This window comes from Kitasatospora sp. LaBMicrA B282 (assembly GCF_050325825.1).
Classification (GTDB): Bacteria; Actinomycetota; Actinomycetes; order Streptomycetales; family Streptomycetaceae; genus Kitasatospora.
In genome coordinates this window covers 1-12,519 of record NZ_JBNQTI010000053.1, presented here as the reverse complement: position 1 = coordinate 12,519, position 12,519 = coordinate 1, and the positions used below count along the sequence as shown (strand labels likewise).

General features: G+C 74.0%; 10 protein-coding genes and 1 pseudogene. 1 reads left to right on the top strand and 10 read right to left on the bottom strand.

Annotation, left to right across the window (positions count from 1 at the left end; all coding sequences use genetic code 11):
- Window positions 1-66 precede the first annotated feature (66 nt).
- The 6 genes from ACQRUO_RS17055 to ACQRUO_RS17030 form a co-directional block, all read right to left on the bottom strand.
- On the bottom strand, window positions 67-1,086 hold the full coding sequence (locus tag ACQRUO_RS17055; protein ID WP_428316773.1) for an IPT/TIG domain-containing protein: 1,020 nt from the start codon (window positions 1,084-1,086) through the stop codon (window positions 67-69).
- Window positions 1,087-1,097: 11 nt separating this feature from the next.
- Window positions 1,098-2,111 carry an IPT/TIG domain-containing protein gene (locus ACQRUO_RS17050; protein ID WP_428316772.1) on the bottom strand — a complete coding sequence of 338 codons (1,014 nt, stop codon included), beginning with the start codon at window positions 2,109-2,111 and terminating at the stop codon, window positions 1,098-1,100.
- Between the two features lie 195 nt (window positions 2,112-2,306).
- Window positions 2,307-3,269 (bottom strand): cytochrome c oxidase assembly protein, encoded by a 963-nt coding sequence (locus ACQRUO_RS17045; RefSeq protein ID WP_428316807.1) that lies wholly within the window; start codon window positions 3,267-3,269, stop codon window positions 2,307-2,309.
- Between the two features lie 111 nt (window positions 3,270-3,380).
- Window positions 3,381-4,412 carry a 2-hydroxyacid dehydrogenase gene (locus tag ACQRUO_RS17040; protein WP_428316771.1) on the bottom strand — a complete coding sequence of 344 codons (1,032 nt, stop codon included), beginning with the start codon at window positions 4,410-4,412 and terminating at the stop codon, window positions 3,381-3,383.
- 94 nt (window positions 4,413-4,506) lie between these two features.
- A complete protein-coding gene (locus ACQRUO_RS17035) occupies window positions 4,507-5,532 on the bottom strand; it encodes a 6-phosphofructokinase (protein ID WP_428316770.1) in 1,026 nt (341 codons plus the stop codon).
- 443 nt (window positions 5,533-5,975) lie between these two features.
- Window positions 5,976-6,704 carry a type 1 glutamine amidotransferase gene (locus ACQRUO_RS17030; protein ID WP_428316769.1) on the bottom strand — a complete coding sequence of 243 codons (729 nt, stop codon included), beginning with the start codon at window positions 6,702-6,704 and terminating at the stop codon, window positions 5,976-5,978.
- Window positions 6,705-6,722: 18 nt separating this feature from the next.
- Here ACQRUO_RS17030 and ACQRUO_RS17025 point away from each other — a divergent pair, with 18 nt between their 5' ends.
- Window positions 6,723-7,151: a hypothetical protein gene (locus tag ACQRUO_RS17025; RefSeq protein ID WP_428316768.1), complete on the top strand. Its 429-nt coding sequence runs from the start codon at window positions 6,723-6,725 to the stop codon at window positions 7,149-7,151.
- On the opposite strand, the gene ACQRUO_RS17020 is transcribed toward ACQRUO_RS17025, so the two are convergent.
- The 4 genes and pseudogenes from ACQRUO_RS17020 to ACQRUO_RS17005 all read right to left on the bottom strand — a co-directional run.
- On the bottom strand, window positions 7,109-8,326 hold the full coding sequence (locus ACQRUO_RS17020) for a MurT ligase domain-containing protein (protein WP_428316806.1): 1,218 nt from the start codon (window positions 8,324-8,326) through the stop codon (window positions 7,109-7,111). The two genes, ACQRUO_RS17025 and ACQRUO_RS17020, sit on opposite strands and share 43 nt — an antisense overlap.
- 245 nt (window positions 8,327-8,571) lie before the next feature.
- Window positions 8,572-9,993, bottom strand: coding sequence for a GNAT family N-acetyltransferase (locus ACQRUO_RS17015; RefSeq protein ID WP_428316767.1), 1,422 nt, complete (start codon window positions 9,991-9,993; stop codon window positions 8,572-8,574).
- A 92-nt stretch (window positions 9,994-10,085) separates the two neighbouring features.
- Window positions 10,086-11,525: a pyridoxal phosphate-dependent decarboxylase family protein gene (locus ACQRUO_RS17010; RefSeq protein ID WP_428316766.1), complete on the bottom strand. Its 1,440-nt coding sequence runs from the start codon at window positions 11,523-11,525 to the stop codon at window positions 10,086-10,088.
- 18 nt (window positions 11,526-11,543) lie between these two features.
- Window positions 11,544-12,519 (bottom strand): annotated as a pseudogene (locus ACQRUO_RS17005) (hypothetical protein); the annotation flags it as partial.

The following is a 12,519-nucleotide window of genomic DNA, read 5'->3' as shown; positions in this document are numbered from 1 at the left end:
AGCCGGTGCCCGTGTTCAGCCGGTGCACGTGTTCAGCTGGTGTCCGTGTTCAACCGGTGTACGTGTTCAACCGGTGTACGTGTACTGGTCGGTCGGCGTGATCGCGGTGCTGCCGCCGGGGGTGGTGATGCTGACGTCGACCGTGCCGCTGCCCGCGGGCGCGGTCACCGAGCAGAGGGTGGGGCCGCAGGAGACGTCGGTGGCCGGCACCCCGCCGAAGGACACCTGGCCGTTCAGCAGGTTGCCGCCGGGCAGCTCGACGGTGCTGCCGCCGGCCGCCGGGCCGCTGGAGCCGTAGACCCCGCCGAGCACCGGCGCCGGGGGAGCGGGCGGCGGCGGGCCGGTGTAGGCGAAGGCGGCCGGGGCGGCGGCGCTGCCGCCGGGGGTGACCACGGTGATCGGCACGCTCCCGGTGCCGCCGGGCGCGACGGCGGTGCACCCGGTGTCGGTGCAGGTGTAGCTGCTCGCCACGGCGCTGCCGAAGAGCACCATGCCGTGGTCGAGCGCGGTGCCGGTGAGGTTCACCGTGGTGCCGCCGGTGCCGGGCCCGGTGGCGGTGTCGACCGCGGTGACGGTGGGCGCGGGCGCGGTCACCGGGGCCGGGTCGGGGGCGCCGCCGATGCCGATGCCGGTGGTGTTGTTCGTCGGGTTCACGTCGTCGGGGTTGGCCACGGTGGCGGTGACCACGGCCGGCTGGAGGGTGCTCGGCCCGTCGACGTAGACCTTCATCCAGGAGTCGGCGCCGGGCTTGCGGGTCGCGGTGAACCGCATGGTGACGTGGTGGCCGTCCGGTGAGACGGTGTCGTCGAAGGTGTAGTCCTCCGGGACCAGCGTGCCCTGCAGGTGGTCCACGGTCAGCTCGTCCGGCAGGTCGACGGTGATCTGGGTGGTGCCGGAGGTGTCGGCGGTGCCCACCGGGTTCCAGTCGACGGTCACCCAGCCGGGCTGCCCGGTGGGCAGGACGGCGCTGAGCGACACCGCCTCGTCGGTGCCGGTCACCGGCGGGTCCGCCGTCGCCGGCAGGCCGGTGCCCAGCGCACCGGCCAGGACCAGCGCGGAGGCGGCGAGGATGCGTGCGAGTCTCATCGGATCCCCGGTCAGCCGGTGTAGGTGTACTGGTCGGCGCTCACCGTCGGGCTGGCCCCGCCGGGGGTGACCACGGTGACGTCGACCGTGCCGGTGCCCGCCGGTGCGGTGGCGTCGCAGAAGGAGGTGCCGCAGGAGTTGTCGGTCCCGGGCACGCCGCCGAAGTACAACCGCCCGCCGGCCAGATTGCTGCCGGCCAGGTAGACGGTGGTGCCGCCGGCCGCCGGGCCGCTCTTGATGTACACCGTCGACACCGCGGGGGCCGGCACGACGGGCGGCGGCCCGTAGTAGCCGAAGACGGAGGCGAAGTCGTCGGTCCCGCCGGGGGTGACCACGCGTACCGGAACCACGCCGAGCCCGCCGGGCGAGGTGGCGGTGCAGCTGGTGTCGGTGCACGTGGCGCTGGTGGCCGGGGTGTCGCCGAAGAGCACCATGGCGTTGGTCAGGTGGCGCCCGGTGATGGTCACCGGGGTGCCGCCGGCGCCCGGGCCGAAGAACCCGTCCACCTTGTGCACCCGCGGCGCGGGCGGGATGACCGGCGTCAGCGCGGTGCCCGTGGTGGTGGTGCTGGCCACGTTGTTGGTCGGGTTCACGTCGTTCCGGTGCGAGACGGTCGCGGTGATCACCCCGGCCGGGACCGTCTTCGGGGCCCACACGTGCACCTTCATGAAGTCCGAGTGGCCGGGCTGGCGGAGGCCGGTGAAGGTGGCGGTGAAGTGCTGCCCGTCCGGCGAGAGCGTTTGGGCCCAGGTGTAGTCGTAGGGCATCGAGTACATCAGGGCGTCGATGATCTTCAGGCCGGCCGGGACGTCCAGGGTGATCTGGGTGGGGCCGCTGGTGGCGGTGTTGCCGCTCGGCTCCCAGCTGACGCCGACGATGCCGATGTAGCCCGGGATGATCTCGCTGTAGAGCCCGACCGACTCGTCCTGACCGGCGGTCGGCGGGTCGGCGGCGGCGGGCAGCGCGGTGGCCAGCGCGCCGGCCAGGGCGAGCAGCGAACACGCAAGGGTGCGTGCGATCTTCATGATTTCCCCCCACGGTGAAAGTCGGGAGCACGGTTATATCGTGACGGATCGTCAGATCGTCGCGGAGTCCTGCGAACACCCGTGCCAAACCGGCACTTTCGGACAACCGTCGCCCGCACGGTTCGTCCACCCCACGAACGCCGCGGGCCCCGCCCGCCACGTCGGCGAACGGGGCCCGCGCGGGCTCCTCGGGGCTCAGCCGGCCTGGGCCGGCCGGTTGCCGCGCTGCTCCAGCGAGGCGAGGTAGGCGTTGTACGCGGCCAGCTCCGCGTCGCCGTCCCGCTCCGCGGCCCGGTCCTTGCGGGTGGCGTGGCGCTGCTCCGACTTGGACCACTGGAAGACCAGCGCGATCAGCACCACCGCGGTCGGGATCTCGCCGAACGCCCAGGTGATGCCGCCGGCCATCTTCTGGTCGGCCATCAGGTCGGTGCCGGGCGGGGCCGTCGCCGAGCCGAAGGTGGTCACCAGCGGGTGGGTCGCCATCATCACCGCGACGCCGAAGAAGGCGTGGAACGGCATCCCCATGAAGAGCTCGATGATCCGCATCACGTACCCCGGCCGGTGCGGGCCCGGGTCGACGCCCATGATCGGCCAGAAGAAGAGCAGGCCGACGGCGAGGAAGTGGACCATCATCCCCAGGTGCCCGATCCGGGACTGCATCAGGGTGTCGAACAGCGGGGTGAAGTAGAGGCCGTACAGGCTCGCGATGAAGAGCGGGATGGTGAACGCCGGGTGCGAGACCACCTTGACGTAGCGGCTGTGCAGCAGCGCCACCAGCAGCTCGCGCGGCCCGCGCGGGCGCCCCTTGCCGGCCGGCCGCAGCGAGCGCAGCGCCAGCGTGATCGGCGCGCCGAGCAGCAGCAGGATCGGCGCCAGCATGCTGAGCACCATGTGCTGGATCATGTGCGCGCTGAACAGCGCCATGCCGTAGTCGTTCAGCCCCGAGCAGGTCACCGCGACGACGGTCAGCACCCCGGCCGCCCAGGCCACCGAGCGGCCGACGGGCCACCGGTCGCCGCGCCGGGCGAGCCGGACCACCCCCGCCCCGTAGAGCCCGAGTGCCACCAGGCACCCCAGCAGGAACGGCCAGTCGGGCGACCAGGTGAGCACCGCGTGGAGCGAGAACGGGGCGAGCCCCTCCCCGCCGTGGTGGTGCATCCCCGACATGCCGTCCATCGGCGGTCCCGCTTTCCGTCGTGCCAGCGGACGTCCCGGGCCGTCTGAGGTCCGGTTCGTCCGTTTTTCGTCGGCATCCAGACTACGGCCGCCTCACCGCCCCGGTGCGGGCACCCCCAGCGCTCGCGTGCCGGGACGCGGGACCAGCACGTTCTCGCTGCTGCGGCCGGCCTCGAAGTCGTCGACGTTGCGCAGGGTGGCCTCGATGATCTGGCCGACGGCGGTGCGGGTGAAGTAGGCCTGGTGCGAGGTCACCAGGACCTGCGGGAAGCTGATCAGCCGGACCAGCAGGTCGTCGTCGATGCCTTCGAGCGAGCGGTCGTGGAAGAAGACCCCGGTCTCCTCCTCGTAGACGTCCAGGCCGACGCCGGCCAGCCGGCCCGCGCGCAGGGTCCGGACCAGGGCCGTGGTGTCGATCAGGCCGCCGCGGCTGGTGTTGACCAGGATCGCGTCGTCCTTCAGCAGGGCGAGGGCGCTCGCGTCGATCAGGTGGTGGGTGGCGGGCACCAGCGGCAGGTGCAGGCTGACCAGGTTGCTGCGGGCGAGCAGTTCCTCGCGTGCCACGTAGCGCAGGCCCAGCCGCAGGCAGTCCGGGTTCTCGGTCGGGTCCCAGCCGAGCAGCTCGGTGCCGAAGCCGTGCGCGATCCGGGCGAAGCAGGCGCCGATCCTGCCGGTGCCGATCACCCCGACGGTCATGCCGTGGACGTCCCGGCCGAGCAGCCCGTCCAGCCGGAAGTCGAACTCGCGCGCCCGGCCGACCGCGCGGGCCAGCCGGCGGTTGACCGCCAGCGCCAGGGTCCAGGCGTGCTCGGCCACCGCGTGCGGGCTGTAGTGCGAGACCCGGGCCACGGTGAGGCCGAACTCGGCGGCCGCCTCCAGGTCGATGTTGTTGAACCCGGTGGCGCGCTGGGCGATCAGCCGGGTGCCGCCGGCGGCCAGGATCTCCAGCGTCTCGGCGTCCAGCTCGGCGTTGACGCCGCTGCTCACCGCCGGGTAGCCGGCGGCCAGCGGTGCGGTGTCGTGGTTCAGGAAGACGGCCAGGGTGCGCAGCTGGTGGCGGGCGTCGAAGGCGGCCCGCAGCAGCGGCTGCTCGTCGGCCTGCACGCCGTAGGCGAGGATCTCCATGGCGTCACGGTAAGCGGCCCCCGGCCGTGGAACGCCGATGCCCCGCCGGGGCGGCGGGGCATCGGGGGTTGACTCGCTGGGCTCGGACGGTCGGTCAGATGACCGTCTCGGCCTCGGTGTAGCGCTCGGCGGGCACGGTCTTCAGGTCGGCCACCGCCTCGGCCAGCGGCACCAGGTTGATCTGGGTGCCCTGGAGTGCGGTGATGTGCCCGAAGGCGCCCTTGTGCGCGGCCTCCACCGCGTGCCAGCCGAAGCGGGTGGCCAGCACCCGGTCGTAGGCGGTCGGGGTGCCGCCGCGCTGGGTGTGGCCGAGGATCACCGGGCGGGCCTCCTTGCCCAGGCGGTGCTCCAGCTCGCCGGAGAGCCGGGTGGCGATGCCGGCGAACCGCTCGTGGCCGTAGATGTCCCGGGAGCCCTCCTCCCAGTGCATGGTGTTGGCCTCCGGCTTGGCGCCCTCGGCGCAGACCACGATGGCGAACTTCTTGCCCCGCTCGAAGCGCTCGCGCACCACCTCGGTGAGCTTGTCGATGTGGAACGGGCGCTCGGGCACCACGATCGCGTGCGCACCGGCCGCCATGCCCGCGTTGAGCGCGATCCAGCCGGTGTGCCGGCCCATCACCTCGACCACCATGACCCGCTGGTGCGACTCGGCGGTGGTCTTCAGCCGGTCCAGCGCCTCGGTGGCCACCGAGACGGCGGTGTCGAAGCCGAAGGTGACGTCGGTGCAGGCGATGTCGTTGTCGATGGTCTTCGGGACCCCGACCACCGGCAGACCGGCGTCGCTCATCAGCTTGGCGGCCTTCAGGGTGCCCTCGCCGCCGATCGGGATCACCGCGTCGATGCCCAGGTCGGCGCAGTAGCGCTTGGCCCGCTCCACCCCGTCGCGCAGGTGGCTGGGCTGGACCCGGGAGGAGCCCAGGATGGTGCCGCCCTGGGCCAGGATGCCGCTGACCGAGTCGAGGGTCAGCGGACGGTGGGCACCTTCGAGGAGGCCGCGCCAGCCGTCCTGGAAGCCGATGATCTCGTCGCCGTGGTCGACCACCCCCCGGTGGACCACGGAGCGGATCACGGCGTTCAGTCCGGGGCAGTCGCCGCCGCTGGTCAGCACACCAATACGCATCTGTTTTGCAACTCCCCTGGGGGCACCTCCCAGCCGCTCGGGCTGGGAGGAAGAACCGGACAGCCGGACAACCACCGTGAACGGGCGGGTCAGAATCGGACATTTCGGCCCGATGCTGAGCTTAGCGGCCCCCACCTCCGGCCGGGTGGGAGCAGGCACGGGGGCGGCGTCGTCGGCGCGCCCGCGCGATGGTGCCGGGTGCCGAGGAGGGTTGCATCCGACGAGCTTATTGTCGCAATTCCGTGTCGCGGAATCTCCCGCCGCCGGATGCTGGACACCCGGCGGGCGGGAAACGTTCACCTGGTTCGGCTGACGGGGTGCCAGCGGGATCCAGGATGGTCCGGACCGATCGACGCCTGCTCGAGGCGCCGTGGTCCGGACCCGGTGTCAGGCTGCCCTTCCTGACGGTGTGCGGGCCGTCGCGGTGGACGGCGGGGGTCGGCTCAGGCCGACTGGTTGGTGGCGGCGATCCGCTCGGTGCGCAGCGCGTCGTACCAGGTGGTGTCGACCGGCGGGAGCGCGTTGACGTCCAGCGCGAGCTTGATCAGCATGTCGGCCACCAGCGGGTTGCGGGCCAGCACCGGACCGTGCAGGTAGGTGCCGAAGACGGTGTCCCGCCAGGCGCCCTCGGTGCCGTTCCCGTCACCGTTGCCGCCGCCGACCGTGACCTGGGCCAGCGGGGAGACCCCCTGGCCGAGGTGGGTGACGCCCTGGTGGTTCTCGAAGCCGGTCAGGGTGGGCAGGCCCAGGCGCGGGTCGGCCTCGGCCAGCACGTCGCCGACGCTGCGCGCGCCCTCGCCGCGGGTGGACCAGACGTCCAGCAGGCCCAGGCCCGGCTCGCGCTGGCCCAGGTCGTTGATGAACTCGTGGCCCAGGATCTGGTAGCCGGCGCAGACCGAGAAGACGATCGCGCCGTTGTCCACGGCCCGCGGCAGGCCGGAGTCCGCGCGCAGTCGCTCGGCGGCCAGCCGCTGCGGGCGGTCCTCGCCACCGCCGATCAGGTAGATGTCGCCGCTGGTCGGCACCGGCTGGTCGGAGCGGACGTCGATCCGCTGGACGTTCAGCCCCCGCTGGCGGGCCCGGCGCTCCACGACCAGCGCGTTGCCGCGGTCGCCGTAGGTGCTGAGCAGGTCCGGGTAGACCCAGACCAGCCGCAGGCTGCTGTCGCTCATCCTGGAGGACCTTCCGTAGTGCTGCGGGTCGGGCTGCTGCTGGCCCGGCTGCTGCCGGCCGTGCGGGGCGGCCTGCTGCGGCGGCTGGGCCTGCGGCCCCGGCTGCGCGGGGTAGGGCTGCTGCGCCTGCTGTGGGTAGCCCTGCTGGGGCTGACCCGGGTGCTGCGGCTGCTGCGGGTAGCCCGCGGGCGGCTGCTGGGCGGGGTAGGGCTGGCCCGGGTGCGGTGCGGGGTAGCCCTGCTGCGGCTGGCCCGGGTGCTGCGGCTGCTGCGGGTAGCCCGGCTGCGGCTGACCGGGGTGACCCGGGTGCTGCGGGTAGCCCTGCTGGGGCTGGCCGGGGTGCTGCGGCTGGCCGGGGTGCTGGGGGTAGCCGGGCTGCTGCGGGTACCCGGGCGGGGGCGTGGTCACGAGGCCACCACCTTGCGCAGCTGCTGGAACGCGGTGTAGTTGGCGATCGCCTCGATCCGCCCGGGCGGCGCCATCCGGACCGCCTCCTCCAGCGTCTCCACCACGTGGAACTGCAGGCCGGCCACCTCCAGGCGGACCGCCAGGTCGAGCTTGCGCTGACCCATCACGAAGATCGGGTGCCCGTGCAGCCGCTCGTAGTCGACGTCCCACAGCCAGGAGGTGTCGGTGCCGTCCGCGTCCATCGCGTTGACCGAGAGGATCACCGGTGCCGGCGGGCCGTCGATCAGCGAGAAGGTCTCCAGCCAGCCGGCCGGGTTCTTGGCCAGCAGCAGGCGCACGTCGCGGCCCTGGTAGTTGACCACGTCGTAGCGGCCGGCCACCGCGGTGACCGACTGCATCCGCTCCAGCGCCGCCTGCGGGGCCACGCCGAAGACCGCGGCGACCGCGGCGGAGCTGGTGGCGTTGGCCAGGTTGGCCCGGCCCGGCAGCTGCAGCTGGATCGGCCAGGCGGCGCCGTTCGGGTCGATCACGTGGGTGCCCTGCAGCGCCCAGTGCGGCTGCGGGCGGCGGAAGCCGCACTCCTGGCAGTACCAGTCGTCCCCGGGGCGCTGCATCACGCCGCCGCAGGACGGGCAGGACCAGGCGTCCTCCTTCCAGGCCTGCCCGGCGGCCACCCAGACCACCCGCTGGCAGGAGGAGGCGGCCCAGGTCACCAGCGGGTCGTCCGCGTTGGCGATGATCACCGCTTCGGTGCCCTGCAGGCCCTCGCGCCACTTCTCGGCGAGCATCCGGGTCTCGGCGGCGCGGTCGAGCTGGTCGCGCGAGAGGTTCAGCAGCGCTATGGCCTTGGGGCGGGTGTCCCGGGCGACGCCGGCCAGGTACTTCTCGTCGACCTCGATCACGCCGTACCGGGCGTCCGAGCCGCCGGCCAGCGCCGAGGTGATGCCGGCGGGCATGTTGGCGCCCAGCGCGTTGGAGACCACCGGGCCGGCGGCGCGCAGCGCCTCGGCGATCAGTCGGGTGGTGGTGGTCTTGCCGTTGGTGGCGCTGACCAGGACCACGTCCAGGTGGTCGGCGAGCCGGGCCAGCAGGTCCGGGTCGAAACGCAGCGCGACCTTGCCGCCGATCACCGAACCGCTGCCGCGCCCGACCGAGCGCGAGGCGGCGGCGGCCACCCGGCCCGCGGTGACGGCGAGCTTGGAGCGGGCGGGCAGTGAGGAGTCCCGCGCGCCGGTGGCGGCGGCCTCCGATCCGGTGCTGCTCAGGGGTTCCTCCTCTAGCTGGCGCCCCCCTCGACCTCGTACGGGGCCGTCGGGCGGCGGGGACGGGGCCAGCCTAACGGCTCATGGGAAGCAGGCCGAGCCACGCCCCCATCCTGCCGTGCCTGATCAGGCCACCACCCGGCACCCCGGTCACCTGCGGCGCTCCCGGCGACCGGAGGCCGTGCCCGTACGAAGCGTCAGACCAGGCCGGGCCAGGCGGCGGGCAGCTGCTCGGCGGCGCCGGCCAGGTGGGCGGTGATCACCAGGGTGCCGTCGGAGACCTGGTAGTCGAGCGGGAGTTCGAGCCGGCGCATGGCCGCGATCAGAGCGGTGTTGCCGGCCTGGGTGACCGCGTAGACGGTGCCGGCGCCCGCCTCGGCGGCCAGCGCGGCCATCCGCCGCAGCAGGTCCAGGCCCAGGCCGCGGCGCTGCCAGGCGTCCTCGACCAGCACCGCGAGCTCGGCGCTGTCGTCGTCCCACATCAGGTGGGCCAGCGCGACCAGCCGGCCGTCGGCACTCTCCACGGTCAGCGACTGGCCGTGGCGCGGGTCGAGCAGGTGGTCCAGGTAGCGGTCGGCGTCGCGCACCGGGCCGTGGTAGCGGCGGCGCAGGGTGGCCGGGGAGCAGCGCCGGTGCAGCGCGAGGGCGGCCGCCTTGTCCGCGGGGGCGGCCCGGCGGACGGTCAGCTCGGCCTGCCCGCCCGCGCTGCCGGCCGGCAGTCGCAGCCGGTCGGAGACCTTCGGCACCCGGGGGCCGAGCAGCCCGTCCAGCTCGACCAGCGCCTTGGCCCGGGCGAACTCGGTCGGGGTGAACGGCAGGTGCGGGCGGCTGAGCTCGATCAGCTCGCCGCCGGGCGCGGGCAGCCGCATCACGGTGCCGGCCAGCCGGGGCGCCCCGGCGCGCTCCGCCTCGCGCCCGGGGAACTGGCGGATGGTGACCTGCCCGAACAGCTGGCGCAGCGCCACCGGCAGTTCGGCGGTGTCCAGTGCGGTCCGGGTGGCCAGCGCCAGCACGTGGGTCGGGACGTCCACCAGGTCGTGCGCGTCGGCCGGGTCGGTCCAGATCTCCCGCCCGCCGGCCCGGGCCACCGCCTCGGTCAGCGTGGCGCGGGGGAGTGCTTGCGGGGTGCGCAGCAGGAACTCGTCGACGGTGGCCGCCGGCAGCGGGTGGGTCTGCAGCGCGAGGATGTTGACCCGCAGGGCGGCCAGGGCGGTGCAGACGGCCGCCAGCGAGCCGGGTGCGTCGGAGACGGTGGTGCGCAGCCGCCACAGCCGGGTCGGCTCCGGCAGGGCGGCGTCCAGCGCGTCGGAGACCGGCCGGTCGGCGGCGGGCGGTAGCGGCTCGCCCGGCGGTCCGTGCGGATGGCGGTGTGCCCACCAACTGTGGAACACCGCGGTGGCGAGCAGGGCGGCGGCTGAGGCGGCCAGCAGCACCGGGCCGTCGTGGCCGTGCACCACCACGTTCGCGATCAGGTCGGCGGCGGCCACCGCGACGAAGACGCCGGCCAGCTCGACGGCCGAGCGGCGCCAGCGGTCCGCCCGGGCGAGTCGGCGCTGGGCGCGGGACGGCTCCGGGCGGTGCGGCCGGGAGCCCTGGAGGGGGCGCGGGGAATCGGTCATGAGCCCACCATGACGCAGTGGTGTTTCACGATCACGAATCGGTTATGACCGCCCGGTAAATGTCTCCCGGGTCCCGCGCCCGCCGACCGGCCCTACTGTCGGGTGGTCAGATCGCCTGCCGCGGCCCGCACTTCGTCCAGCAGCACGGTCAGGTCCGCCTCCGTGGTGGCCGCGTTCAGCAGGCAGGCGCGCAGCGCCTCGCGCCCCGCGAGCACGGTGCCCGTGACGAAGGCCCGGCCGCGCCGCTGCACCGCCGCCGGCAGCGCCTGGTTGAGCGCGTTCAGCCCGGTCGCGCCCAGGCCGGCCGGGCGGGCCCGGAAGGCCACGATCGAGGTCTCCACCGGCGCCAGCAGCTCCAGCTCCGGGTCGGCCGCGACCAGCTCGCCGAGCCGGCGGGCCAGCCGGGTGCAGTGCGCGATGTCCGCGGCCAGCCCCGACCGGCCCCGGTGCGCGATGGTGGCCCACACCTTGAGCGCGCGGAACGGGCGGGTCTGCTCGATCCCGTACTCGGAGTACCAGCCGAGCCCGTCACCCGCCTCGTCCCGCAGGTAGGCCGGGACCAGGCTGAAGGTCTCCCGCAGCTGCTCGCCGTCGCGGACCAGCGCGCAGCCGCAGTCCACCGGCACGCCGAGCCACTTGTGCGGGTCCAGGGCCAGCGAGTCGGCCCGCGCCAGGCCCGCGTACCGCGGCGCCAGGGCCGGGTCGAGCACCCCGAAGGCCCCGTACGCGCCGTCCACGTGCAGCCACAGCCCCTGCTCGGCGCAGAGGTCGGCGAGCGGCTCGAAGGCGTCGACCGCGCCGGTGTTCACCGTCCCGGCCGAGGCCACCACCAGGAACGGCACCCGCCCGGCCGCCCGGTCCGCGGCGATAGCGGCGCGCAGCGCGACCGGGTCCAGCCGCCCCTCGGCGTCGCCGGCCACCACCCGCAGCTGCCGGCTGCCCAGGCCCAGCAGCTCGGCGGCCTTGCGGACGCAGGAGTGGGTCTCCGCGCTCAGGTAGCCGACCAGCGGCGGCAGGCCGGCCAGCCCGTCGGCCCGCACGTCGTGCCCGAGCCGGGCGGCCGCCCGGCCGCGCGCGGCGGCCAGGCAGACGATGGTGGCCATCGAGGTGCCGGAGGTCAGCAGCCCGGCCCCGACCCGGTGCGGGAAGCCGACCAGCTCGGCCAGCCAGCGCACCACGGTCCGCTCCAGGTGCACGTCGGCATGGTCGCCGCCGGCCGAGCTCGGGTTCATCGCGGCCGCCGCCAGGGTGGCCAGCACCCCGGCCGGGGCGGGCGCCGAGTTCACCCAGCCGAAGAACCGCGGGTGCCCGTTGCCCATCGGGGCGGGCAGCACCTCGGCCTCGATGGTCCGCAGCAGCTCGGTCAGCTCCCGGCCGGACTGCGGCAGCGCCGCCGCCAGCAGCCGCTCCCGGGCGGCGGGCGCCATCGGCTGCCAGACCGGCCGCTCGGGCACGGCCGCCAGGTAGTCGGCCACCAGGTCGGCGGCGGCGTGGGCGGCCGCCCGGAACGGGGAGGTCAGGGGCTCGGGCATGGGCCCGATCGTACGAGGTCAGTCCAGCGAACCGGAGAGGTGGGCCGTGGAGCGGCAGTCGCGGGCGATCTCCTGGTCGGTGAGCTTGGCGCAGAGCCGGCCCGCGGCACCGGCGTCGGTGTAGTTGACCGTGTAGTAGCTCACCATGCCGTCCACGCAGGCCTTGCGCTGCCAGCTCTCCGCCGCACCGGCGCACTGGTGGCCGACCCAGTCCTCGCGGTCCAGGTTGTACTTCATGGTGCGCGAGCCGACGCCCCGGCTGCAGTCGTCGGCCCCGCCGGTGGCCTGGGCGCCCAGGCACCACTTCAGGGCCTGCCCGTAGACCTCGTCGTGGTTCGGGTAGTCGTGCGAGGAGAGGTAGTAGGTCGGGGCGTAGAAGTAGCAGGCCGACTGGAAGAGCGCCGGCTGCTCGGGACAGGGGTAGAACGGCTCGCTCGCCAGCTTGTCGGCGGGCAGCTGCGCCTTGGCGTTCTCGTCCTCCTCGTCCGGGGCGAAGAGCTGCATGAACAGGCCCTCGGAGCAGGTGATGATCCGGCTCTGCGAGCCGTACCGGCTGCACAGGTCGCGGGCGGCCGGCACGTTCTGCTTGGTGACGAACATGGTGCCGTGGCCGGTGCCGTGCACGCAGGGCCCGGACATCTGCGGCTGGCAGAGCTTGAGCAGGTCCTCGCCCGGGTCGGTGGAGGCGGCCAGCATCTCCTCGACCGCGCCGTGCAGGTAGCCGGAGGCGCAGGTGTCGTGCGGGAAGGAGAGCACCTTGGCGAAGTCGTAGTTGTACCGCTTGACCGCCGCGTGGCCCAGCTCGTGGGCGATCGGGTGGCAGAACCGCACGGTGTACGGCTTGGCCTTGGTGATCCTGTCCAGGTCGGCCAGCGCCACCCCGGGGTCGGTGGCGGTCATCTCGGCCATCAGCTTGTTCCGCAGCGTGCTGCGGGTCCAGACCGCCGGATCGCCGGTCGGCGCGGCCGAGGCGGCCACCGCGCCGGCCGCCGGC

What these genes read in the sequence shown, in the direction of transcription:
- ACQRUO_RS17055 (WP_428316773.1), bottom strand. Translation starts at nt 1,086, where the DNA reads ATGAGACTCGCACGCATCCTCGCCGCCTCCGCGCTGGTCCTGGCCGGT.
- ACQRUO_RS17050 (WP_428316772.1), bottom strand. Translation starts at nt 2,111, where the DNA reads ATGAAGATCGCACGCACCCTTGCGTGTTCGCTGCTCGCCCTGGCCGGC.
- ACQRUO_RS17045 (WP_428316807.1), bottom strand. Translation starts at nt 3,269, where the DNA reads ATGCACCACCACGGCGGGGAGGGGCTCGCCCCGTTCTCGCTCCACGCG.
- ACQRUO_RS17040 (WP_428316771.1), bottom strand. Translation starts at nt 4,412, where the DNA reads ATGGAGATCCTCGCCTACGGCGTGCAGGCCGACGAGCAGCCGCTGCTG.
- ACQRUO_RS17035 (WP_428316770.1), bottom strand. Translation starts at nt 5,532, where the DNA reads ATGCGTATTGGTGTGCTGACCAGCGGCGGCGACTGCCCCGGACTGAAC.
- ACQRUO_RS17030 (WP_428316769.1), bottom strand. Translation starts at nt 6,704, where the DNA reads ATGAGCGACAGCAGCCTGCGGCTGGTCTGGGTCTACCCGGACCTGCTC.
- ACQRUO_RS17015 (WP_428316767.1), bottom strand. Translation starts at nt 9,993, where the DNA reads ATGACCGATTCCCCGCGCCCCCTCCAGGGCTCCCGGCCGCACCGCCCG.
- ACQRUO_RS17010 (WP_428316766.1), bottom strand. Translation starts at nt 11,525, where the DNA reads ATGCCCGAGCCCCTGACCTCCCCGTTCCGGGCGGCCGCCCACGCCGCC.